We start from the raw sequence: 19,934 nt of genomic DNA on the forward strand, positions 1-19,934 counted from the left end.
GCCGGTGTGCCCGGCGACCTGACGCTGACGACCGGCGTATGACGCGACCCCGGCGCAGGCTGCGGGCGGCCGGCGACACGGCAAGGGTCGACGGCGGTGACGGTCGTCGACACGGGGGCCTGGTCGACGTCGGACATCCGGGCGGTCACGGCCATCTTCCCCCTACCGGCCGACGAGGCACGGCTGATCACCGAAGCCGCCGAGCAGCGCCCACCGTGACTATGCCGATACCGGCACAGCGCCAGGTGGTGGCAGGAGACAGCCCGTTCGGTGCAGCCGTTCCACCAGCCCCGCGCACACCAGCCCGGTGGCCGCCAGCACCGCCCACGGCAACCACCGCTCCCCCGTGTCGAACAGCGCCCCGACGGCCAGATTGCCCAGGGAGATCGCGATGCCGGAGGCGGTGTTGTAGGCGCCGTAGTACGTGGCCACGAGCCGTTCCCCGGAGAGCCGCACCACGGTGTCCATCTCGAAGGGGTAGAGCAGCGCCCCGCCCCAGGCGAGCAGGGCGGCGCACAGGACAAGCGCGCCTACGCCGACGAGTGTGTCGTACGGCTTGACGAGCAAGGGCAGGAACGCGATCCCCATCACCGCCAGCCCGCACACGATCGCCCGGGGCCCGGGCAGGTTCCGTTTCGCCCACAAGGTCAGCTTCAGCTGCCCGGACAGGGCGGCAAGGGCCGAGACGGCGAAGACCGCGCCGGTCACCAACCCGGTCTGTGCGCCGAAGAGTTCACGGGCGCGCAGCGGGAGGGCGAGGTAGACCTGGAAGGCGAGGACGTACGAGCCGGTCATCGCTGCGGTGAAGAGGAGGAAAGGCCGGTTGGCTGCGACGGTGCGCCAGTCGGCGGCCACCGCCCGCCAGGCGGGTTCGGCACTGCGGCCGGCCGGTGGCCGGGAGGGCAGGGCGCGGGTCTGGAGGACGGCCAGGGCGCCGAAGATGAGTGCCGCCACCGCACACACCGCGCTGAAGTCCCAGGCCAGCAGGGCGAGTCCGGCGAGCGGGCCGACCAGGATGCCGGCCTGGTAGAAGACGTTGAAGGCGGCGAACGCTTCCACGCGCCGCTCCTCCCCCGCCTCGGCGGCCAGGTAGGCGCGGACGGCCGGGTTGAACAGCGCGCCCGCCAGTCCGGTCAGCGCCGAGGCGACGATCAGCGCGGGCAGACTCGCCGCCACCGCCAGCAGCCCGAACGCGACCGTACGCAGGGCGCACCCGGCGAGGATCATCGGCTTGCAGCCGTAGCGGTCGGCGAGGGTGCCGCCGACCAGGAACATGCCCTGCTGGGACAGGTTGCGCACGCCCAGCACCAGGCCCACCGTCCAGGCGGCGAGACCCAGGCCGTGGGCGAGGTGGTCGGCGAGGTAGGGCATCAGCATGTAGAAGCCCAGGTTGATGGCGAACTGGTTGACCATCAACAGACGGGCAGGGCTATCGAAGGACACCACTTGGGCGCGCAGCCGCTTCACCGGGCGACACCCGCCTTCGCGTCCGTCCGCCCGGCGCGCCCCAGCGGATCGCGGACCCGGCTGCACCGGGTCCAGCCGGTCACCACACACTCGTCGGGGGCGGTGATCTCGTCGGGCTCGGCGGGTGGCTCCCGGTCGAGCAGGGCGTGGTCGCGGCACCAGGCGTCGTTGTAGACCGTCTCCAGGTAGCGGTGCGGCCCGTCGGGGAAGATCGCCGCGATACGGGTGTCCGGCGGATACGCCCGTGCTGCCCATCCGGCGACGAGGGCGACCGCGCCCACGCTCCAGCCGCCGGAGACGCATTGGTGCCGGGCCAGCTGTCGGCAGACCCACACCGCCTCGGCCGGAGCGACCCAGTGGACCTCGGCGAAAGCGTCGTAGTCGACGTTGGAAGGATGGATGCTGGAGCCCAGGCCACGCATCAGCCGCGGTGCGACAGGCTGGCCGAAGATCACCGAACCGACCGCGTCGACGCCGATCAGCCTCAGGCCGGGGAAGGACTCCCGCAGGACGGCGGCCGTACCGGCGGAGTGGCCGCCGGTACCCACGGCCGCCACGAGGACGTCGACGCGCCCGAGTTGGGCGACGAGTTCGGCGGCCAGCGGTCGGTAGGCGGCCACGTTGTCGGGATTGTGGTACTGGTCCGGGCAGTACGCGCCCGGGGTCCTTTCGAGACGTTCGGCGACCCGCTCGCGGCGGGACTGCTGCCACCCGCCCTGGGGGTGCGGAACGTCGACCTGGTCGACGTCCGCGCCGAGCGCGGTGAGCAGGCGGAGCATCGACGGCTCCATGCCGGGGTCGGTGACGACGGTGACCGGATGGCCGTACGTCAGTCCGGCCAGGGCGAGGCCGAGGCCGAGGGTGCCGCTGGAGGACTCGATGATCGGAGCGCCGGGCACGAGGTCGCCGCGCCTACGGGCCTCGCGGACCATGTGCAGGCCGGGACGGTCCTTGATGCCGCCGGGATTGGCGCCCTCCAGCTTGGCGTAAAAGCCGCGGCCGACCGGGGCGAAGGGAGTGTCGATCCACAGGACCGGTGTGTTGCCGACGAGTTGGGCGGAGCGGCGGGCGAGGGCCGGGAGAGGTGCGTGCGCGGGCAGGGGTTCGAGCAGGGAGAGATGCATGGGATACGGCTCCTTCGCGCCCTGCGTAGGGCAAGGCGCGGTGCTGGCGGTTCGGTGGACGCACGGGCACGCCCCTGCCGGTGAGGGCGAGGGCGTGCGGGCGGTCCTACTGACGCCAGACGCAGTGGAGCGCGAGGGCCGAGCGGCCGTACGGGGATGGGGAGTTGGTGCCAGGCGGGTCACGCGGTGCTGCGCCGCCCGTGCCGACGCGGGCCTGCGGGAGTGCGAGTCCGTCAGGCACGGACGGCGGGACGGTGTCGTCGGGGGAGGCTGTCCGCGGCCGGTCCGCCGCGTGATCGATGTGACCGTCCCAGTGGTGGTGATGACCGGGATGCGGGGTGAATCTGCCGCTGTCCGCTGTCTCCTGGACACCGACGGGTGCGACGTCCGCGACGGCGTTCAGATGGGGCCCTTCGAACGCGGAGCCGTGAACGGCCCCCACGAGGTGGGCGACGGTCAGCAGCACGAGACCGAGCAGGAGGCCGGCCCGCCTCGGATGTCCGCTCACTCGCACACCGATCACGAACTCAACGTAATCGATTGATTACGATGAGCAACTCACCGACTGCTCGGGACTACCGCTTCTCGTACGAATTCTCCGGCTGCGTCACCTGATTGCCGGACGCCTGGCCGAGCACGGGCGGCCAGGCTTCGTCCGAGGCGAACTTCCCCTCGGGGATCCAGGTGCCGGTGGCGGTCACCCACGAGCCGACGGTGGAAGCATCGAGGCTGCACATCTCGACCTTGTTGGAGCGGCCGTCGGGGCGCAGCAGGAGATGGGAGGGCCGCGTCAGGCACCAGCTGACGCCGTCCTTGGTGACGAATCCGGTCAGCCGACCGCGTTGCGGCTTTTCATCGCCCTGCCGCTGTCGCAGATGGCATGGGAGGTGAACTGGCCGAGGGCGAGGTCGACGGGGTCCTGCGCCGGGAGAGCGGCCAAGCTGCCGAGGCCCTCGGTCACGCACTCGGCCGCCGGTCGCCTTGGCCGCCGCCCGCTCGGCGCTGTAGGAGCCGAGGGCGGGCGGCGGAAACAAGCTGGACGGCGAGGGCGGGCACGGTGAGAGCTCAAGAGCCGTCAGAAACGGCCCACCCAGGTTCAGAAGGCGTGCGCCATCAGCTCTGCGAACAGCGCGTGCTCGTCGACCTCAAGGCCACGCGAGCGGAACCAGCCGCAGATGTTGGCGCAGTCCCGCTGGAGGAAGTCCATTCCGTTGAGGTTGCCCACCAGATCGACGATCTGCGGCAGATCGATGATGACCAGCCGCTCGTCCGCCGCCAGGATGTTGTACGCCGAGAGGTCGCCGTGGACGACACCGCTCTGCACCATCGTCGCCAGCGCATCGGTCAGCTGCTCGAAGTACACCGCCAGCAGCTCACGTGAAGGCCGAACCTGGGCGAGCCGGGGCGCGGTCGCGACGGTGCCGTCCTCGTCGACGACCGTGATCCACTCCATCAGGATCTCGGTGCCGTCGATCTGGACCGGATAGGGAACCGGCAGCCCCAGATTCCAGAGCCGCACCAGCGCGCCCCACTCGGACACCGCCCACTCGCCGGCCGCGACCTGCCGGCCGAAGGTGCTCTTCCGCTTGAGGGCGCGCTCGTCACGTGAGCGCTTCATCGAACGGCCCTCCGTGTAGGAGGCCGCGCGGTGGAAGGACCGGTGCTCGGGAGAGCGGTACCGCTTGGCCGCCATGACCACGCCACCGGCGGGGTCGAGCGGGTCGGCCCGCTCGACGAGGTGGACGTCGGCCTCCTTGCCGGTCTTGAGGACACCGAGCTCGGTGTCGATCGCGCCCTGCGAGGTCACCACCCAGTCCGGGAGCGGCTCGGGGCCTCGGGAGAGGGGTTCGACGCTGAGCCAGGTGGACCAGCGCTGGCCGTCGGCGAGATCGTCGTAGGAACGGAAGTCGAAGACGAACCGGTCGTCGATGTCGCCCAGGTCGCGCGACGGCGGGACGTAGCGGTCGGCGTCGGTGCTGAAGGCGTCAGGAAATGCCGGGTACTGAGGATGGTCGTGAGACATCGCTGGAGGTGCTCCATGAGGCGAGAGAGAGGCGGTCTGCGGGCAGGCCGAGGACAGTCACGGTCACGGTCATGCCTCCTCTCGTGGAGCACCGGGCAGCTCCCGGTGGCTCGCCCATGGTGGGGGTCGGACACGGGGGGCGGCAACCGAATTAAGCCGGCCCACGTCGCGCAGCCTTAGCGGTGCCGTCGGTTTCCGGTGTGATCCTCCGGCCCGGGCTCGACCTGTTGCTCGTCGTCGGACGCCCCGCCGTATGCCCGCGTGGTCGTCGTGGTCGACATCCCGACCAGAAAAAAGTTCGCAGGCCGCGATATCCGTACCTCTTGGTCCCGCACGGTCAGGACATCGGGCACCCTGACAGCGGCCCGCACCTACCGAACAGTGCGCACGCCCATCAACTCCGCGTGCCCCGCCCAGTGTCAGGGGTCACGACCCGTCAGGCGGTCCCCGCGCGGGCGCGCCGCCGGTGGGACGCGCTACCGCTGCGATTGCCGGTCGCCATCCTCCTCATGGCGGTGGGCGTCGCGACCAACGCCAGCACCGCTCTGGCCGAGGCCCTCGACGACACCCTCGTCTTCACCAGCTGTCACAACCGGATCGCCTACGGACCTCGGTCAGCGTCGGCCTGTGTGGTTCGCACTAGAGACACGACACATAGTCCACCCCGATGAAGTCCATCTGGCGGCGGCAAGAAGCCCCCGTGCGCATCGGTCTGCCCGAGCCCTGACTCGAGCAGTGGCGGGCCACAAGCGGATGGCCCCGACCGGGCAAGCCGGTCGGGGCGCTGTCGCCTCGCCCTGCGGGCATCACCTGCTGTGGCGGATGCCCGGGAGGTCAGTGGTGGCGGTTGCCGCCGTGGTGGTGACCGCCGTGGCCGCGGTGGTGGCGGCCCCAGGACTCGTCGTCGACGAAGCGGTCGTGGTCGTTGCGCAGGGTGGCGGTGTCGGAGCGGTTGTCCCACACCTCGTTGTGGCGGTCCATGTAGAGGTCGCTGTCGGTGTCGTGGCCCCAACCGGTGTGGATACGGACCGTGGCGCGGCCCTCGAGGCGGTAGTGGTCGAAGGTGTAGGTGTCGCCGTCCTCGTTCTTCAGGGTCCAGCCGTCGAGGTTGACGGTGCGGCGAGAGGTGTTGGACAGCTCCACCCACTCCTTGTTCAGCGAGCGCCGCGAGCGGTCCTCACGGCCCGGTGCGTCGTACTGGACCGCGCTGATCTCCACCTTGGTCCGGTCGGGCCGGGCGTGGTCGGCCGCCGACGCCGGCAGCGCCACCGCCCCGACGATCGCGGCGGCCGACAGCACGGCGGCGGAGAGACGACGGGCGGTCACCGTGGAAGAAGACACAAAGCCCCCAGGCTGTACGAGCACCCGCCCTGTCCCGGACGACCCCTTGCAGCGGGGCCGGTGGAACGGGCTGGTGCGGTGTGCGGGTGGCGGCCGGTTGGCCGCACATCCACACCATGGCCGTGCCGTGCAGGTTGTGAACGCAATACGGACGGTCCGTTACTGGTCATCCACATTGCTGTGACTCTTGGATGCATTGTCCATTTATGCCGCGAACGCACCATGTTGACGCCACGTCAGATCATCGACCGGTATGCGCCTTGGTCCCTCGCCCGTGTTCGCCGGAGCGCGCCACCCCAGTCCCTGGCAGGCCGTCACCCGAAAGTGCGTAACAGGCCCTCCGGGCGCCACGCACCCTGGCATACGGGAACTCGACCGCGCACGGCAGGAGATCGTGCGCCGGGGATTCACGTCGCTGTGGCCAAGGCCGTCCGGAGCGACCTCGCAGCCCGCCTGCGCATCGTCCGGCCGCTCTGCCCCGACCACCGCACCGGCACCCATCCAAAGGCGGTCTCGGACCGGGCCGTGATTGGTGCACATCTGCGAACGAATCAGTGTGCTGACGGCCGCCCGGCCGATCCGTACGGGCCTCAGGACATGCTGCCCCGGCACACCGTCCCCACGGCCGGAGTGCGGCCCGTGCGGAGGTATTTGTCGACCGCCTCAGCGACGCAGCGGTTCTGCGGGTATGTGCCGTGGCCCTCCTCCTCGGCCGTCAGGAGCACGCCGACACCGTCGCCCAGGGCGCGGGCCATGTGGCGGGCGCCGGGATACGGGGTAGTCGGGTCGCCGGTGCCGCCGACCACAAGGACGGGAGCCGCGCCATCGGCATTCACCTGGGGCGTGGCACGTTCGCCGTCGAACGGCCAGTCGTAACAGAGGTAGACGCCAGTGGACCAGGCCGCGCCGAAGACGGGTGAGGCGGCTTTGACGCGGGCCTTGTCCCTGTCGAGGCGTTCGAAGTCAGGGCGCAGGTTGGAGTCCGCGCAGGTGATCGCGACCCGGGCGGCGCGGCTGCTGTCGCGCGGGGTCGCTGCGCGGTCGGCCGAGCCGATGTCGTCCGCGCCCTTGCTCAGCGGACCGCCGTCGTTGTGGTCGATCAGCGCGGTGAGCGCCTTGGCGAGCGGCGACCAGCCGTCTGTGCCGAGGTCGAGATAGTCACTGACGGTGTACGCGAGGTCATCGGCGTCGAGGTTCCTTCCGCCGCCGGCCGGGGCGGCCGTCTTCTCCAGGCGGTCGGCCAGGCGCACCATGCGTCGCGCGGCCTCCTCGGGCCCGTCGCCTGTCGGGCACTGGCGGATACGGGCCGCGCAGTGCGCAGCGAACCGATCGAACGCCGCCTGGACCGCCTTGACCTGCGACACCTGCTCCTCATCGAGGTCCTCGGTCGGATCGACGGACGCTTCGAGGACGAGCCGTCCGACGTGTGATGGGTACAGGTGGGCGTAGACCGCGCCGAGCGCCGTTCCGTACGAGACGCCGAAGTAGTGCAGCCGCTCGTCGCCGAGGAGGTAGCGCATCACGTCGAGGTCTCGCGCGGTATGCGAGGTGCCGATGTACGGGAGGAGCGCCCCGGAGTGCTCGGCGCAGGCGTCGGCCCCGTCGTAGCCGGTGTCGTCCGCGTTCTTGCCGCAGCGGACGGGGATGGTCGCGCCAACGCCGCGCGGGTCGAAGGAGACCAGGTCGTAGCGGTCGAGGAGCGGCTTGTACTGGTTGAGGCGTTCGGGTAATCCGCTCACGCCGGATACGCCGGGGCCTCCGAAGTTGAGGACGAGCGAGCCGATACGCCGGGCGTTCGAACCGGTGGCCTTACGGCGGATCAGGGCGACGTCAATCGTCCTGCCATCTGGCTTCCCGTAATCGAGCGGGGCCTTCATGGCGGCGCAGTCGTAGCCCATGCGCGCAGTGGGCGGCGAGGTGCAGCGGGACCAACGAAGGTGCTGGCCGGTGGTGAGCGCGGTGGGCAGACCGGCGGGCGGGTTGTTCGCGGTGAACTCCGTACGCGGCTCCGCACTCCGGCCGGGAGCGTCGCGCTGGAGCCAGGCGCCAACGGCCCCGAACACAGCCAGGAAGACCCCGGCGAGAATCCACACACCGACCGAAAGGCCCGTTCTGCGGCTTCGTATCGGAGGTGCGTCACTCATCGAAATCCCCGCGCTCCGCCCCTGGACGCCCGCCCCGTGCCCGCTTGCCCGTGTCCGTGATCGTCCGACCGTCGAATAAATGCAGAGTACAAGCCGTCTCCGACAGCAGCTCAGCTCCTGGCGTCACGGTCACCAACCCGGTGAACGTATGCGGTCACAGCACTCCGCATGAATCGGCCACGAGCGTGAACTCCCGTTCTCGAAGACACGTCGATCCGTCTCCAGGTCGATCACCTGCCCGGCCGCTCATGCCCGCTGCCTCTCTGACTGTGGTCTTCGAAGGCCGGTATGAGCAGCGAGGACGTCGACCTGCGCCGGCAGGCAATCCTGCGATGGTTCGACCTTGAGCACACCTTCCGCATGATCAAGCAGACACTCGGCTGGACGCGTCCCCGAAGCTGAGCACCGGCGGAGGTGGCTCGTGATCGCCGCCCACACCCAGCTGACGCTCGCCAGAAAGACCGCCGACGATCTCAGCCGCCCCGGGGAGAGCCGACCAAGCCGGGCCCGGCTCCGCCGGGAGTTTCGGAACCTCCCCGCACCTGCACTTCCCAACCCGTACACCGAAATCATCAACGCCCGGCCTGAGGTGCTCACTTGGATCCAGGAACCGAGCCCCGCCCGCACGCCATGACGTGGCAAGACGACCAGGCGCCCCGAGGGCGCCGCAGAACGCGATCAACTCACTGCTGGCAAACACATCTGCACAAGCTCATGGACGCAACCGCGCAAGCTCGTCCGCACGGCGGCGGTCCTTGGGGCGGCCGAGGGCACGCCGCATTTGGATCAGGTCGTCCAAGGCGGTGTAGCGGATGGTGAAGCCTGCCGGATCGCGGGCGCTCACCGCCCGGGCCAGGCAGGAGGCAGTATCCATGTCACCCCAGGGCAGAGCAGGTGTGCACAAGTCGCCGCTGGCACTGGCTACCCGGTAGGCCACCTGAGATTGGCCAAGGTCGGGCAGATGTGTGCAGCTCGCGGCAGCCAGGGCATCGCGCAGCGCGTGTGCCTGCTCAGGCGGGCCGTCCCACAACAGGTCGAGGTCGCCGGTCAGCTCCGTCGAGCCATGCATGATGCCCGCGACCTGTCCTATGACGACCGCTTGAGAACCAGCCTAGTGCAAGGGCCCGAAGGAAAAAGATCGGATCGAAGCCAAGCGGACCGTCCGTGGCGAACGTACCGGCGACGTCATCGGCTTCCTCCAAGCCACGCCCCGTGGCGACACGTTCACGGGTGACGACGCGAGTACGCCTGACGGCCTGACGAAGTCGAAGAGCAGCAGCCTCATTCACTCCGCTCATTCAACAGCAACCGTACGAGCGGACGGACAGTACGGGTCATGCTGCACGCGCCCCAACTGGTGGCCTACGACGGCAGAAGGATTCGCCCGGTACGAACGGCTCATCGCCATAGGTCAGGCCCGACTCGTGCTGGACCACTCCCTGGTGGCCTTCCGCTGGGTCTAGAAGCCCAGCGCCTTCCGGGGCGCGGTCTCGCGTTCCTTCGCCGTCCAGGTGGAAACACCGGAGTCCCACGGAACGCGAGCTGCTCGCCGCGGGCGGAGCAGCCTGAGATCCCTGGAGCCGCTGCTGACTGCTGCTCGCGGCCGCGATTTCCGACCTCCCGGGACTGCACGCCTAACGGCCCCACCCGCGTTAGATCTGGGGTGCTGCGCCTTCAGGGCCAGAGCTAGGCTCGTGGCTGATGACGGTTACCGACGAGGGGGTTCTGCGGTATGAGCGGGAGAGTGACGGCGGTCAGCAGCAACGGGGAGTACTCGTTCACCAAGCCGAACCGGGACAGCGTCAGATTACTCGCCGGGCTCGGTGTGGAGGGAGACGTTCACGCGGGTGTGACGGTCAAGCACCGCTCGCGTGTCGCACAGGATCCCACCCAGCCGAACCTGCGCCAGGTCCACCTCATTCATGAAGAGCTCTTCACCGAGGTCGGTGAAGAAGGGTTCAAGGTGACGCCCGGCGCACTCGGCGAGAACATCACCACGTGCGGCATCGATCTGCTCGGGCTACCGGTCGGCACATTGCTGTACATAGGTGACTCCGCAGTCCTGGAAGTCACCGGCCTGCGCAATCCCTGCCTGCAGATCGACAATTTCCAGGACGGGCTGCTGAAGCAGGTCGTCGGCCGCGACGAGGCGGGGAACATCGTGCGCAAAGCCGGAATCATGAGCGTCGTGAGGGAAAGCGGCGTGGTGTGCCCTGGCGACACGATCGAAAGGGAACTTCCCAGCGGTCCGCACCGACCCCTGGACCGCGTCTGACCAGCCTTTCGGGCAGGCCGTGACATGACGACGGCCGCGCGGGTTCTTGAGGTGTGAAGATCAAGCAGGCCCGCACGGCCATGGCCCCATGCTGCCTTCTGCCGCGTCGCGCACCAACATCTCGGAGAGTTGATCGAAGAGCTCGCCCCACGCTGGGAAGCGCGCTGCGAGTCCGCGCGGCACAAGCGGCGCCGGGTGCGCGCTGACGGCAGGCCGGGGCCGGGCCGAAGTGCGAACTCGCCTTCACTGATCGGCTGCTGGCCGCCCGGTTCACCTGCGCACCGGCCTCACCCACGAGGCTCTCGGCGTGATCTACGACGTGGGCTCCTCAACCATCGGCCGCGCCATCAGCGAGATCCGCCCGCTCCTGGCGGAGCGCGGGTTCGCCATCCCCGACCGACCCCCCTCGAATCTCACGTGATCCGGTCCGTCGCCGGCGGATGGTGCCTATCGTCTCAATCGACGTGGTTGGCCGGTGACGACTCGCAGTGACTGCGAGGCTATGTGTCGAGCCAGGCCTCGCTATCCGCCCGCGAAGCGTGCCCCCAGGTCCATGGCCTTCTGGGTGAGCCTGATGTGCCGGCCGGCGTGGTCCTGCGTGGCGACCTGGATAAAGCTGCCCTCGTGCCACCAGAACACCGTGGGGCTCAGCGCGCCCGGTGACTGCTCGAAGCCCACGGCGGCGAACCGGGCCATGGTGTGCAGCGAGGCGGCCACGCTCCTGTCGCGGATGACGTGGAAGGCGAGTTGGTGCCGGTGCGGCAGCGCGACCAGGATTCCGTCCCGCGCCGGGGCGTGCTTGGTACAGCGGCGTGCGACCTCGTCGAGGACCAGGGCAAGGCTCGCGATGAAGTACGAGCTCCCCATCAGCACGTCGAAGTGGGAGCCGTCTTTGTCCCTGACCACCTTGTGCTTGTCAACGCGGACGGCCCGTAGATTCTGGAACGCACGGTCCCGAAGGGCCGTGATGTCACCCAGGTCGGAGAGGGAGTCCGCGGTCAGCATGTCGACGGTTTCCGGGAGGTCGAGCGCCAGCACCTCCAGCAGTCCCGGGACCGATGGGGGACCGTACCCGAACGCCTTCAGGAGCGCGGGCTCGCTGGGAATGAAGCGCGGGTAGAGCTGGGCCAGGAGCCGTTCGTGCGGCAGGGCCCTGAGAGCCTGCGCTCCATCCATCGAACGGACGACCCGGTCAACATGTTCGTCCACCAAGCTCCGCCAGCACCGAGGGCCACGGCTGTCGTTGTGGCACACGGCCGCGAGATTGGACAGGCCGAAGCGCCAACCCGAGTCCGTGGTCACGCGTCCCGGTTCGCCCGTTACCTCGATGCCGCGCTCTGCGAAGGCCTCACGAACAAAGGTACGCAACCGGGCAGCCTCCGCCTCAGACAGGAGCGCGAACTCCCCGTCGCGCGGCACGTCCACCCCCTCCCGACGCTCTCCGCGCCGAAATATCCCCACCAGATCCCCCATCGCTCGAAGATGCGGATCATAGCCGCGACCGGCTCAGGCGCCTTCTTCAGGTGTTCACCCCCGGTGGGAGGGCGGACGCCGACTGCCCCTCGACTTCCCCCGGTGACCTGCTTCGACGCCAGAAACCAGATCGCCTCAGGTCACAAGCGAACCGACCAGATCATCCGAGATTCGGACCAGACCGACTGTGACGGGCCAAGTACGCTCAACCTGCGCTGCGAGGGGTCATCGATGTCCCGTGACAGCAAACTGGAGCGTTACAAGTAGCCATTCGACCTTGATCCAGCACGGGATGGTGCCGGCAATGCCTCATGCCGGTTGATGAGCACGGCGGGCCGATGGTCGACCGTTACCGTCTGCCCTCTTGATCGTTAAGCAGGCCATGTCTCCTACCAAGAAGCTCGTGGCCCTTCTCGCAGCAATCGCCTTCTCCTTGCTCGCCGCCACCCCGGCCAGCGCAGGCGTGCACAGTCACTGCGGCAGGTACATCTGCGTCATGACGGCACACCACAACCGCTACGTCCAGGACATCACGGTCCAGACCAAGGACGGCCTCCCGGGAAAGCTTCGCGCCTACTGGGGCAACTACCACTCCCGGAAGGTCAGTGCCGCATCCCACCGGTGGGTCGTGGGCTATGAGCAGCAAGACGCGAAGCTGGTGTGCGGCGGCCTCGAGCGCGACGGCCGGTCGATCGAAGACGGGATCTGCGTCAGCATCTGACCCCCACCTCGCCCCGAAAGTCCCGGCCCTGCGTGCAGACACGAAGGCCGGGGCTTTCCGTAGCCGCAGCCGCCAGTGGTGCTCGGATCGCGCAGGGTGAAGCCGACCGTGGTCAGCGCCTGGACCACCAGGGTGGCCGCGTAGATACCGCGTGCTCCATGCCGGTCCCGGGCCACGTTCAGCGCGGTATCCAGCTGGCGGGTGCTGGTGACCACACACAGCGTGTACGACGCGTCTTCCAGCTGGCGCCTGATCTCTTGACGGGTCTGTGTGATCAGGCGGGTTCATCAGTGGAGACCGATCGCTCCGCTGCCTGTGCCCGGTACTGCCCCGGCGTAGTACCGAATTCTCGACTGAAGGCGTGTGAGAGGGCATACGGGGTGCCGTAGCCGACGCGGCGAGCGATGGCGGCCAGGGGGTCCGGGGTGTCGCGCAGCAGAGTGGCGGCGAAGGTCAGGCGCCACCAGGTGAGGTACGCCATCGGCGGCCGGCCGACCAGGGTGGTGAAGCGGCGGGCCAGGGTGGCGCGGGACACGCCTGCCTCGGCGGCCAGACGGTCGTTGGTCCACGGGGCGGCCGGGTCCGAGTGCAGCGCGCGTAGGGCAGCGGCCGCCACGGGGTCGCCCAGTACGGTCGGCCAGGTGCCGCCCGTGCCCTGGGCTGCCCAGGAGCGGATCATGTAGACGAGGAGGAGGTCGAGCAGGCTGGGTACCGCGATGCAGGCGCCGGGTCCCTGTGTGGCCAGCTCGTGGCCCAGCAGGTCGACGGCGGCGCGCAGTTCGGGATGGGCGCCCACTCGGTTCGGCAGGTGCACGACCTTCGGCAGTTCCGCCATGAGCGGGTGCATGCGACTGCGGTCGAGCCGGTACTTGCCGCACAGCATCTGCACCTCGCCAGAGGTGGCTAGGGGCCGGCGCGGCCCTTTGTCATCGAGCCATCGCTCGAACGGCACCGCCTGTTTCACGGTCGTCGCATCGGCGGGGGCGTCGGCGATCACGTGCCCTGTGCCGTGTGGCAGCAGCACCACGTCACCCGCGCCGAGTGAGACTGGCGAGCCGCTGTCGGGCAGCAGCCAGCAACTGCCCTCCAGGATCACGTGGAAGCCCGCACCGTCGTACGGGGCGAGGCGCGTGCACCAGCTCCCGCTCACCCGCACCCGGTTTGAGGAAGGCCGACCGACGCGTACTGCCGAGACTGCGTCGCTCACCACATCCATCAAGCCAGACTACCGACAGCGTCAATGGTGAGGTGGATGCGTATCTGAATGAGTCGAACAGGCATTGAGAGGCTCATCCGCCCTTCCTAGAGTCGACCGTATGAAGAGCGAGAGCCTGCAGAGCATCATGCTCGGCGATGTCGAGGTCATCCGAGTCGTCGAGTGGCAAGGGGCGTTCGCGCCGGCACGCGGCCTGGTTCCGGAGTCCGGCGCCCAGGTGTGGAAGGTTAACGAGGGCTGGCTGGCGCCGGATCACTGGGAACCGGACAGCGACCGGGCGGTGGTGGCGCTGCAGACCTGGGTGCTGCGCAGCGGCGGACGGACCGTCCTGGTCGACACCGGGGTGGGGAACGGGCGCGAGCGGCCCGGCTCGGCGCAGTTCCACCACTGGCAGGGCGATTTCCTCGGCCGGCTGGCGCGGGCAGGAGTCCGGCCGGATGACGTGGACGTCGTCGTCAACACCCACGTCCACGGTGATCACGTCGGTTGGAACACTGTCGGTGTGGACGGTGGGTGGGAGTCCACGTTCCCCAACGCCCGGTATCTCATCCCGGCCGCGGACGACTTCCACTTCGGACCGGACAACTCGTACGGGAACGGCCTGCGGGAGGATGACCGGCTGATCTACGAGGACAGCATCATGCCCGTCCACCGGGCGGGACAGACCGTCCTGTGGGACGGCACCCACCGCATCGATGAACACCTCACTCTGGAGTCTGCGCCAGGCCACACACCCGGCTCATCCGTACTGCGGCTCGCATCCGGGAGCGACCGGGCGGTCTTCGTCGGCGATCTGCTGCACAGCCCGGTGCAGATCCTCACGCCCTCGTGCAACAGCTGCTTCTGCCTTGATGCGGAACAAGCAGTGGCCAGCCGCCGTCGGATCCTCCAACGAGCCGCAGACGAAGGGGAATTGGTCATCCCCGCACACTTCGGCGGGGCGGGTGCCGTGGAAGTCCGGCGAGAGGGCGACGCGTTCACCCTCGGGCGGTGGGCGGCCTACGGTACGGAGTAGTCGCGTCAGTCACAGCAACTACGGGCCGCGACCTTTGCGAGGCCAGAGGCATCCGCCCATAGATGGCGGCTGATGCACCTCGAGATCACCATCGTCTGGGCCGGCTCCGCCTATGCCGGACAGGTCGTGACCTGGGCGAAGACATACCTGAAACAATGCCAGCCATCAGGTCATCATGCAGGTTCTTGATGATGTTGTAGACGAGATGGACCAGGGCGAACTCACCGGGAACGACGGTGGTGGCCATGTCTCCGATGACTATCGGGAGCGTGTCCTCGTCGATCTTGTGCCGCAGGACGGTTGCCATGCGCTCGGACAGTTCGATGGCCCACTAACGGAACGCCGCGTTCCCGGAGCGGGACTCCCACTCGTTCGATTCCGATGGCGAACTCCAGTGCCCGGCCGTCTCCGGCGAGTTCGGCAAGGAAGGCGAGAGCCGGTCCGAGGACGGCAGCCGAGGTCGCTTCGGCCTCCCTCGGCGTCGTAGCGGTCGGCGGTCGCACGGGTCCACAGTTCACTGCGCGTCGCGGGCGGCCACTTTGCCGGGGGCCGAGGGGCGCTGTCGACGCATTTACGTTCTCCCCAGCGGAGCGTGAACCGCCCACAACTCGTCGCCACGTTCCCACGGCTTCGGCCGATCCACCACGCACCCCGGATCATCAGCCCCGGAGTGATCCAGCCACCTTAAGAACATTTCGGCAGGAGTTCTTATGCGGTCAGTTTGGCGGCGAGCCGCTCCGGGCCCATCGTGGCGCGGTTGGCAGCACGCGGCCGGCGCCCGGACCGACCCGCCGCCGGTCCTCCGCCCAAAGGGGACGAAGTTCCAGAACCGAGGGCGAGTCTGCGTGGCAGAGCCTGCACGCCCGCCTGGTGGCCCCGCCTATTTCCGGTGGCGCAGCGCCAACGCCTGCCACCCGGGCGTCCTGCCTCAGCGCCTGCCTTACGGCTTTCGAAGCGAGCCAGAACCCTCTCTCACTTATGAAGCCAGTCGGAGAAGAAGATGAGCCGCCGATGACGCCATCGGCGTGACATCGCCCGGCAGCCGCAACCGCAGATGGCCGCGTGCCGCTCTTCCCATGCACATCCACCCGCTACTGGAGGAGACCGACGTGAGCATCGCCCTTGAACACCACACGCCGCAGGCCTTCGTCGACCTCTACGCCGCCGAGCCGGCGGAGAGCGCCTGGCCTCCGGCCCCAGCCGGGCAGGACATGGACTACCTGCTGCCGCCGCCCAACCCCTCCGAGCGCCTCAGCATCCTCACCGACCCCCGCGACCAGCACCGTCTGGCCCTGCACGCCGCACTGACTGCCGCCGGTGTCCCGCCGCTTCCCGAGGACCGCGACGCAATCGACCAGCTCAGCGCCCTGCCCTCCAGCATCAACACCACCCTGCAGCGCTGGCTGCGCCACACCACATCATGATGTGAGGAAGCCACCGTGTCTCATCGTTCCCTCTCCCAAGGGGCGGTCTACGGCCTCCAGGACACGGTCCTCTAATCGGACCGTCGAGACCGGCGACCGGGTCGTCCCGCCCGCCGCCGCGACGTCCTGGCCGCCGAACGCGAAGAACGGCCCCACATCCGCAGCGAGAAAGGCATCCGCTGGGGCGGACGTTCACTCACGACCGCCGGCTGACCAAAACGCTCCGGGCGGTCACACCACCAGCGCCGCGTGCAGTGCATGGAATGCTCACGAAGTTCCAACGTGGCGATCGGATCGATCTCCATCTGCAACTGACACGCGGTGTCGTCGCCGTTGGGGGTCAGGCGCACGAAAAAGGCGAAAGCGTCCCCGACTGGCTCCGCGTTCAGCGTCAGCGGATTGTCGCCGCCCGGAGTCACCGCCGCCGAAAAGCGGACACCCGACGGAGTGCGCAGGTGAGAGCATCCGGGCTGCGAAGTCCATAGTCTCCGCAGCGCTGAGATCTGCGGTGAAGTCAGCCGTCAGGTAGGAGATCCAGTCTGCGGTGATCTGCCAGTTGTCCCCACCGGTCCGAGCCAGTTCCACCCACACATCACCGCCGCCTAGGCGTATCCGCGGCTGTTCCATCGTCGCCCTCCGACATCCATGCCTGGGCTCAAGATCCTGTGGGGCGGAACTCCGTCGTCGGAAGTCGTTGCACGTCATCCGCCCTCCCAGGCTCTGGCCGCAGTTCCGTGAAGGGCTGGGGTCGCCGGTCAGCCCAGCGAGGCGCTCGCTGCGCGCAGTTCGTCCAGGGCCGCCAAGGCGTACCCGGCGAGCTCGTCCTTGGCGTCAGGGCCGGTCTCGGACCATTGGGCGTATCCGCGTTTGAAGGCGAGGAGGCCCAGTTCTCCCGCCAGGGCCGCGGTCGGGTCGGGTGTGCCGCGGGCGATCAGTGCGGTCGTCATCGCGGCCGCGAGGCTGACGCTCTTGAGGGCGTCGCGCTCTTGGAGTTCGGCGCTGGCGGCGACGGCCGCCTTCAGGCGAGGCGCGAGTTCGCGGCTCATGGCGCCCATGGCGCTCGACGCGCGCTCGAGGCCGGCGGCGACCGCCTCTAGCGGGCTGGCGTCGGCGGGCGCGTCGGCGATCCCCTCGGCCAGTAGTCGGCTCAGCGTCTCCTGTCCGGCCACCAGCAGCTCGCGCTTGTCGGGGAAGTGCCGGAAGAAGGTGCTTTTGGTGACTCCTGCGCGCTCGGCGATCTGCGCGACCGTCGTGGCGTCGTAGCCCTGCTCGGTGAACAGGTCGACGGCAGCCACGACGAGGCGTTCGCGTGCGCCTGGTTCCCATCTGGCCATGGTCACCATCCTAGGCGATGGGACTCTTGTCCCATCACTGCGCTAGAGTGATGGGACAAGAGTCCCATCACTTCTTGAGGGAATTTGCCATGCGCGTTTTTGTCACCGGCGGCACCGGCCTGATCGGTTCCGCTGTCGTCGCCGAACTGCTCGACAACGGCCACACCGTCCTCGCACTCGCTCGCTCCGACGCATCCGCGCAGGCCGTCAAGGCGGCCGGTGCCGAGCCAGTCCGGGGAGCCCTCGCCGACCTGGACACCCTTCGCGCCGGCGCCGCCCGGGCCGACGGGGTGATCCACCTCGCGTTCGACCACGACTTCAGCAGCCCCGACACCCTCGCGAAGTCGGTCGCGGAGGAGGGTGCCGCCCTCGCGGCCCTCGGCGAGGAACTCGTCGGCAGCGACCGCCCCCTCGTCACCTGCTCGGGTACGCCCTACGTACCCGGCCGCGCCTCCACCGAGGCCGACCCGCTGATGACCGAGGGGCCGGTCGGCGGTCGCAGTCGTGCGGTCACGTCGATCCTGGGCCTGTCCTCGCGCGGGGTCCGCAGCAGCGCCGTACGCCTGCCGCGCACGGTTCACAACCAGGGCTCCGGCGGATTCGCCGGCCTCTTGACCGGCATCGCCCGGCGGAGCGGAGTGTCCGGTTACCCGGGTGACGGCGCACAGCGCTGGCCCGCCGTGCACGCGCTCGACGCGGCAGTCCTCTTCCGGCTCGCCTTGGAACAGGCGGAAGCGGGTACGTCCTGGCACGCCGTGGCCGACGAGGGGGACAAGGTTCGCGATATCGCCACGGTCATCGGCCGACGGCTGGGCCTGCCGGTCGAGTCGGTATCGGCGGAGACCTTCGGCCCCCTCGGCCAGATCTTCGCCAGCGACCAGCCCTCGTCCAGCACGTACACCCGGCAGGCGCTCGGCTGGGAGCCCAAGCTCCCCAGCCTTCTGGAGGACCTGGAGAACATCCAGCGCTGACCGGCGACCGGGACGTTCGGGCAGGCCCGTGGCGAAGCGCCCCCGTTCCCGGCCATGATCTTCGTTGTCCGAGCACCGGCTTCGGGCAACGGTCGCGACACTATGACAGTTCCGAACGCACTCGGCACGGACCCTCGTGTCCGTCGGAGGGTCTCACGTCGCGCGGCTGATGAGCGTCTTGATAAGGCCCGGTTGTTGGTGGGCGAGGTCGTAGTGGCTCTCCGGACAGTGCCGGCCGCCGGTCGCACCGTGCGCCCCTGCCTACCAGTTCACATGCCTCGCGACGTCTCAGTTCGCGATCCGCCCCGCCAGTTGTCGCGCACTGACTCCATGCGCGTTCACCCGATCCGGGTCGTCGCCGCTTCTCGCAGCACATCGTGCGCGGCCGCATCGCCCCGGCACTGGGAACATCGCCCGCCACAGCGGCGTGTTCCCCTTCTCGTCCACGGCCTCCACAACGGCGTGGCGGGCCAACAGCTCGATGGCGATGTCCGCTCTCTGAGCGAAGTCGGCGAGGATACGGTTACAGCGGATCTTCGCCGCCCGGCGGACGGCGAAGATCCGCGAATTGCTGTAAGCCAACCCTTATCCGGCCGGTGGTCGCCGCGTCCACGCTCACACTTCACGGTCCGTACGGGCGCGGACAGTTGGCCAGGTCGGTGCCGCAGCAGACTCGGGGGGCTGCGGCACCGACCGACCCAGCCCGGCGCGGCAGGAAGAACACGCCCCGGGGCATCCCGTGCCAGTGCCCCGCCATCCGGCCACCAGGCTGGGCCGATCGGGTGGACCGCAGCAGACCCGCGGGCTCATCGATCGTGCCCCAGCGGAAGACTCCGAACATGTCACGCACCGCTGGTACCGGCGACCACTCTGCGTTCAACTCGGTCCGGCGGTGAGGTGGACGCCGTGGAGAAACTGAGTCCCAGTGCCCGCATGAGCGGTGGAGAAACCAGGGAAATCGACCGTGTGTTCTGGCATTCGCCGGGCACGAGGAGCGACGGAGGTTGATAACTATGGTTCCCCTGCTTGTCGTTCTTCTGCTGGCTCTGATCCTCTTCGGCGCGGGTTTCGCGCTGAAGGCACTGTGGTGGCTCGCGGTCATCGTGCTGGTCGTGTGGCTGCTCGGTTTCGTCATGCGCTCCGCCGACACGGGCGGCCGCAAGGGCCGTTGGTATCGCTGGTAATCCACCACCCATCAGCGGCATGCCTGTGGGCTCCGGATGACACCGGAGCCCACAGGCATGTCCCGGATCAGTACGTCTCGCCGGGTGAACAGTGGAACTACCACCTTTCCCGGAGCCGATCCTCATGGCTGGGGCCCGGCCACTCAGTACATCCATCGCTCCGCCGCCCAAATCGTCGTCGATCCTCTCGTACAGAGCGGTCAGCAGGGCGTCCAGGTCTTC

20 protein-coding genes and 1 pseudogene are annotated in these 19,934 nt (G+C 68.8%); 8 read left to right on the top strand and 13 right to left on the bottom strand.

From position 1 onward, the window contains the following. The first annotated feature begins 96 nt into the window (after positions 1-96). Positions 97-219 carry a hypothetical protein gene (locus BFN33_RS53980; protein WP_256122605.1) on the top strand — a complete coding sequence of 41 codons (123 nt, stop codon included), beginning with the start codon at positions 97-99 and terminating at the stop codon, positions 217-219. Here the strand turns inward: BFN33_RS53980 and BFN33_RS02515 are convergent, their stop codons facing one another. From BFN33_RS02515 to BFN33_RS53985, 8 genes are all read right to left on the bottom strand, one after another. Further along, complete coding sequence (locus tag BFN33_RS02515; RefSeq protein WP_069758164.1) at positions 220-1,467, bottom strand: MFS transporter; 1,248 nt, start codon at positions 1,465-1,467, stop codon at positions 220-222. Next, positions 1,464-2,591: a PLP-dependent cysteine synthase family protein gene (locus BFN33_RS02520; RefSeq protein ID WP_069758165.1), complete on the bottom strand. Its 1,128-nt coding sequence runs from the start codon at positions 2,589-2,591 to the stop codon at positions 1,464-1,466. The genes BFN33_RS02515 and BFN33_RS02520 overlap by 4 nt, the downstream gene beginning before the upstream one ends. A 106-nt stretch (positions 2,592-2,697) precedes the next feature. Further along, on the bottom strand, positions 2,698-3,114 hold the full coding sequence (locus BFN33_RS02525) for a hypothetical protein (protein WP_069758166.1): 417 nt from the start codon (positions 3,112-3,114) through the stop codon (positions 2,698-2,700). 52 nt (positions 3,115-3,166) lie between these two features. Further along, entirely contained in the window at positions 3,167-3,328 is a 162-nt protein-coding gene (locus tag BFN33_RS52990) for a hypothetical protein (protein ID WP_176742278.1), read from the bottom strand. Positions 3,329-3,687: 359 nt separating this feature from the next. Beyond that, on the bottom strand, positions 3,688-4,614 hold the full coding sequence (locus BFN33_RS02530; RefSeq protein ID WP_069758167.1) for a serine protein kinase RIO: 927 nt from the start codon (positions 4,612-4,614) through the stop codon (positions 3,688-3,690). Between the two features lie 834 nt (positions 4,615-5,448). Beyond that, the gene (locus BFN33_RS02540; RefSeq protein ID WP_079140526.1) at positions 5,449-5,940 is read right to left on the bottom strand and encodes a lamin tail domain-containing protein; all 492 of its coding nucleotides are present in this window, start codon (positions 5,938-5,940) and stop codon (positions 5,449-5,451) included. Positions 5,941-6,545: 605 nt separating this feature from the next. Next, entirely contained in the window at positions 6,546-8,099 is a 1,554-nt protein-coding gene (locus BFN33_RS02545; protein WP_069758170.1) for an alpha/beta hydrolase, read from the bottom strand. 712 nt (positions 8,100-8,811) lie between these two features. Continuing rightward, a complete protein-coding gene (locus BFN33_RS53985; RefSeq protein WP_256122606.1) occupies positions 8,812-9,168 on the bottom strand; it encodes a hypothetical protein in 357 nt (118 codons plus the stop codon). A gap of 663 nt (positions 9,169-9,831) precedes the next feature. Here BFN33_RS53985 and BFN33_RS02555 point away from each other — a divergent pair. Together BFN33_RS02555 and BFN33_RS49260 are read left to right on the top strand one after the other, a co-directional pair. Continuing rightward, a complete protein-coding gene (locus BFN33_RS02555) occupies positions 9,832-10,374 on the top strand; it encodes an MOSC domain-containing protein (protein WP_176742279.1) in 543 nt (180 codons plus the stop codon). Between the two features lie 274 nt (positions 10,375-10,648). After that, entirely contained in the window at positions 10,649-10,795 is a 147-nt protein-coding gene (locus tag BFN33_RS49260; RefSeq protein WP_079140528.1) for a transposase family protein, read from the top strand. Positions 10,796-10,896: 101 nt separating this feature from the next. On the opposite strand, the gene BFN33_RS02560 is transcribed toward BFN33_RS49260, so the two are convergent. Then, positions 10,897-11,550: a hypothetical protein gene (locus BFN33_RS02560; protein WP_141757934.1), complete on the bottom strand. Its 654-nt coding sequence runs from the start codon at positions 11,548-11,550 to the stop codon at positions 10,897-10,899. 679 nt (positions 11,551-12,229) lie between these two features. Between BFN33_RS02560 and BFN33_RS02565 the strand changes: the two genes are divergently transcribed. Continuing rightward, positions 12,230-12,568 carry a hypothetical protein gene (locus BFN33_RS02565; protein WP_069758173.1) on the top strand — a complete coding sequence of 113 codons (339 nt, stop codon included), beginning with the start codon at positions 12,230-12,232 and terminating at the stop codon, positions 12,566-12,568. On the opposite strand, the gene BFN33_RS49265 is transcribed toward BFN33_RS02565, so the two are convergent. Further along, positions 12,481-12,846, bottom strand: a complete 366-nt coding sequence (locus BFN33_RS49265; RefSeq protein ID WP_079140530.1) for a DUF5133 domain-containing protein — start codon at positions 12,844-12,846, stop codon at positions 12,481-12,483. The genes BFN33_RS02565 and BFN33_RS49265 overlap by 88 nt on opposite strands. Next, positions 12,843-13,784, bottom strand: coding sequence for an AraC family transcriptional regulator (locus BFN33_RS02570; protein WP_069758174.1), 942 nt, complete (start codon positions 13,782-13,784; stop codon positions 12,843-12,845). The genes BFN33_RS49265 and BFN33_RS02570 overlap by 4 nt, the downstream gene beginning before the upstream one ends. Before the next feature lie 100 nt (positions 13,785-13,884). Between BFN33_RS02570 and BFN33_RS02575 the strand changes: the two genes are divergently transcribed. Continuing rightward, positions 13,885-14,799, top strand: a complete 915-nt coding sequence (locus BFN33_RS02575; RefSeq protein ID WP_069758175.1) for an MBL fold metallo-hydrolase — start codon at positions 13,885-13,887, stop codon at positions 14,797-14,799. A 178-nt stretch (positions 14,800-14,977) separates the two neighbouring features. Here BFN33_RS02575 and BFN33_RS53990 read toward each other — a convergent pair. Then, positions 14,978-15,312 (bottom strand): annotated as a pseudogene (locus tag BFN33_RS53990) (SAM-dependent methyltransferase); the annotation flags it as partial. 596 nt (positions 15,313-15,908) lie between these two features. Between BFN33_RS53990 and BFN33_RS02580 the strand changes: the two are divergent. Beyond that, positions 15,909-16,223 carry a hypothetical protein gene (locus BFN33_RS02580; protein WP_256122607.1) on the top strand — a complete coding sequence of 105 codons (315 nt, stop codon included), beginning with the start codon at positions 15,909-15,911 and terminating at the stop codon, positions 16,221-16,223. A 755-nt stretch (positions 16,224-16,978) separates the two neighbouring features. On the opposite strand, the gene BFN33_RS02585 is transcribed toward BFN33_RS02580, so the two are convergent. Next, positions 16,979-17,557: a TetR/AcrR family transcriptional regulator gene (locus BFN33_RS02585; RefSeq protein WP_069758912.1), complete on the bottom strand. Its 579-nt coding sequence runs from the start codon at positions 17,555-17,557 to the stop codon at positions 16,979-16,981. An 89-nt stretch (positions 17,558-17,646) separates the two neighbouring features. Here BFN33_RS02585 and BFN33_RS02590 point away from each other — a divergent pair, with 89 nt between their 5' ends. Both BFN33_RS02590 and BFN33_RS02595 read left to right on the top strand, forming a co-directional pair. Next, positions 17,647-18,528 (top strand): SDR family oxidoreductase, encoded by an 882-nt coding sequence (locus BFN33_RS02590; protein ID WP_069758177.1) that lies wholly within the window; start codon positions 17,647-17,649, stop codon positions 18,526-18,528. Positions 18,529-19,541: 1,013 nt separating this feature from the next. Continuing rightward, entirely contained in the window at positions 19,542-19,712 is a 171-nt protein-coding gene (locus tag BFN33_RS02595) for a hypothetical protein (protein WP_020121623.1), read from the top strand. Positions 19,713-19,934: the final 222 nt, after the last annotated feature.

Origin of the sequence: Streptomyces sp. LUP47B (genome assembly GCF_001746295.1) — a bacterium.
GTDB lineage: Bacteria > Actinomycetota > Actinomycetes > Streptomycetales > Streptomycetaceae > Streptomyces.

What these genes read in the sequence shown, in the direction of transcription:
- BFN33_RS02555 (WP_176742279.1), top strand. Translation starts at nt 9,832, where the DNA reads ATGAGCGGGAGAGTGACGGCGGTCAGCAGCAACGGGGAGTACTCGTTC.
- BFN33_RS02585 (WP_069758912.1), bottom strand. Translation starts at nt 17,557, where the DNA reads ATGGCCAGATGGGAACCAGGCGCACGCGAACGCCTCGTCGTGGCTGCC.
- BFN33_RS02545 (WP_069758170.1), bottom strand. Translation starts at nt 8,099, where the DNA reads ATGAGTGACGCACCTCCGATACGAAGCCGCAGAACGGGCCTTTCGGTC.
- BFN33_RS02520 (WP_069758165.1), bottom strand. Translation starts at nt 2,591, where the DNA reads ATGCATCTCTCCCTGCTCGAACCCCTGCCCGCGCACGCACCTCTCCCG.
- BFN33_RS02570 (WP_069758174.1), bottom strand. Translation starts at nt 13,784, where the DNA reads ATGGATGTGGTGAGCGACGCAGTCTCGGCAGTACGCGTCGGTCGGCCT.
- BFN33_RS53985 (WP_256122606.1), bottom strand. Translation starts at nt 9,168, where the DNA reads ATGCATGGCTCGACGGAGCTGACCGGCGACCTCGACCTGTTGTGGGAC.
- BFN33_RS02560 (WP_141757934.1), bottom strand. Translation starts at nt 11,550, where the DNA reads ATGGATGGAGCGCAGGCTCTCAGGGCCCTGCCGCACGAACGGCTCCTG.
- BFN33_RS52990 (WP_176742278.1), bottom strand. Translation starts at nt 3,328, where the DNA reads ATGTGCAGCCTCGATGCTTCCACCGTCGGCTCGTGGGTGACCGCCACC.
- BFN33_RS02590 (WP_069758177.1), top strand. Translation starts at nt 17,647, where the DNA reads ATGCGCGTTTTTGTCACCGGCGGCACCGGCCTGATCGGTTCCGCTGTC.
- BFN33_RS02530 (WP_069758167.1), bottom strand. Translation starts at nt 4,614, where the DNA reads ATGTCTCACGACCATCCTCAGTACCCGGCATTTCCTGACGCCTTCAGC.
- BFN33_RS02575 (WP_069758175.1), top strand. Translation starts at nt 13,885, where the DNA reads ATGAAGAGCGAGAGCCTGCAGAGCATCATGCTCGGCGATGTCGAGGTC.
- BFN33_RS02565 (WP_069758173.1), top strand. Translation starts at nt 12,230, where the DNA reads ATGTCTCCTACCAAGAAGCTCGTGGCCCTTCTCGCAGCAATCGCCTTC.
- BFN33_RS02595 (WP_020121623.1), top strand. Translation starts at nt 19,542, where the DNA reads ATGGTTCCCCTGCTTGTCGTTCTTCTGCTGGCTCTGATCCTCTTCGGC.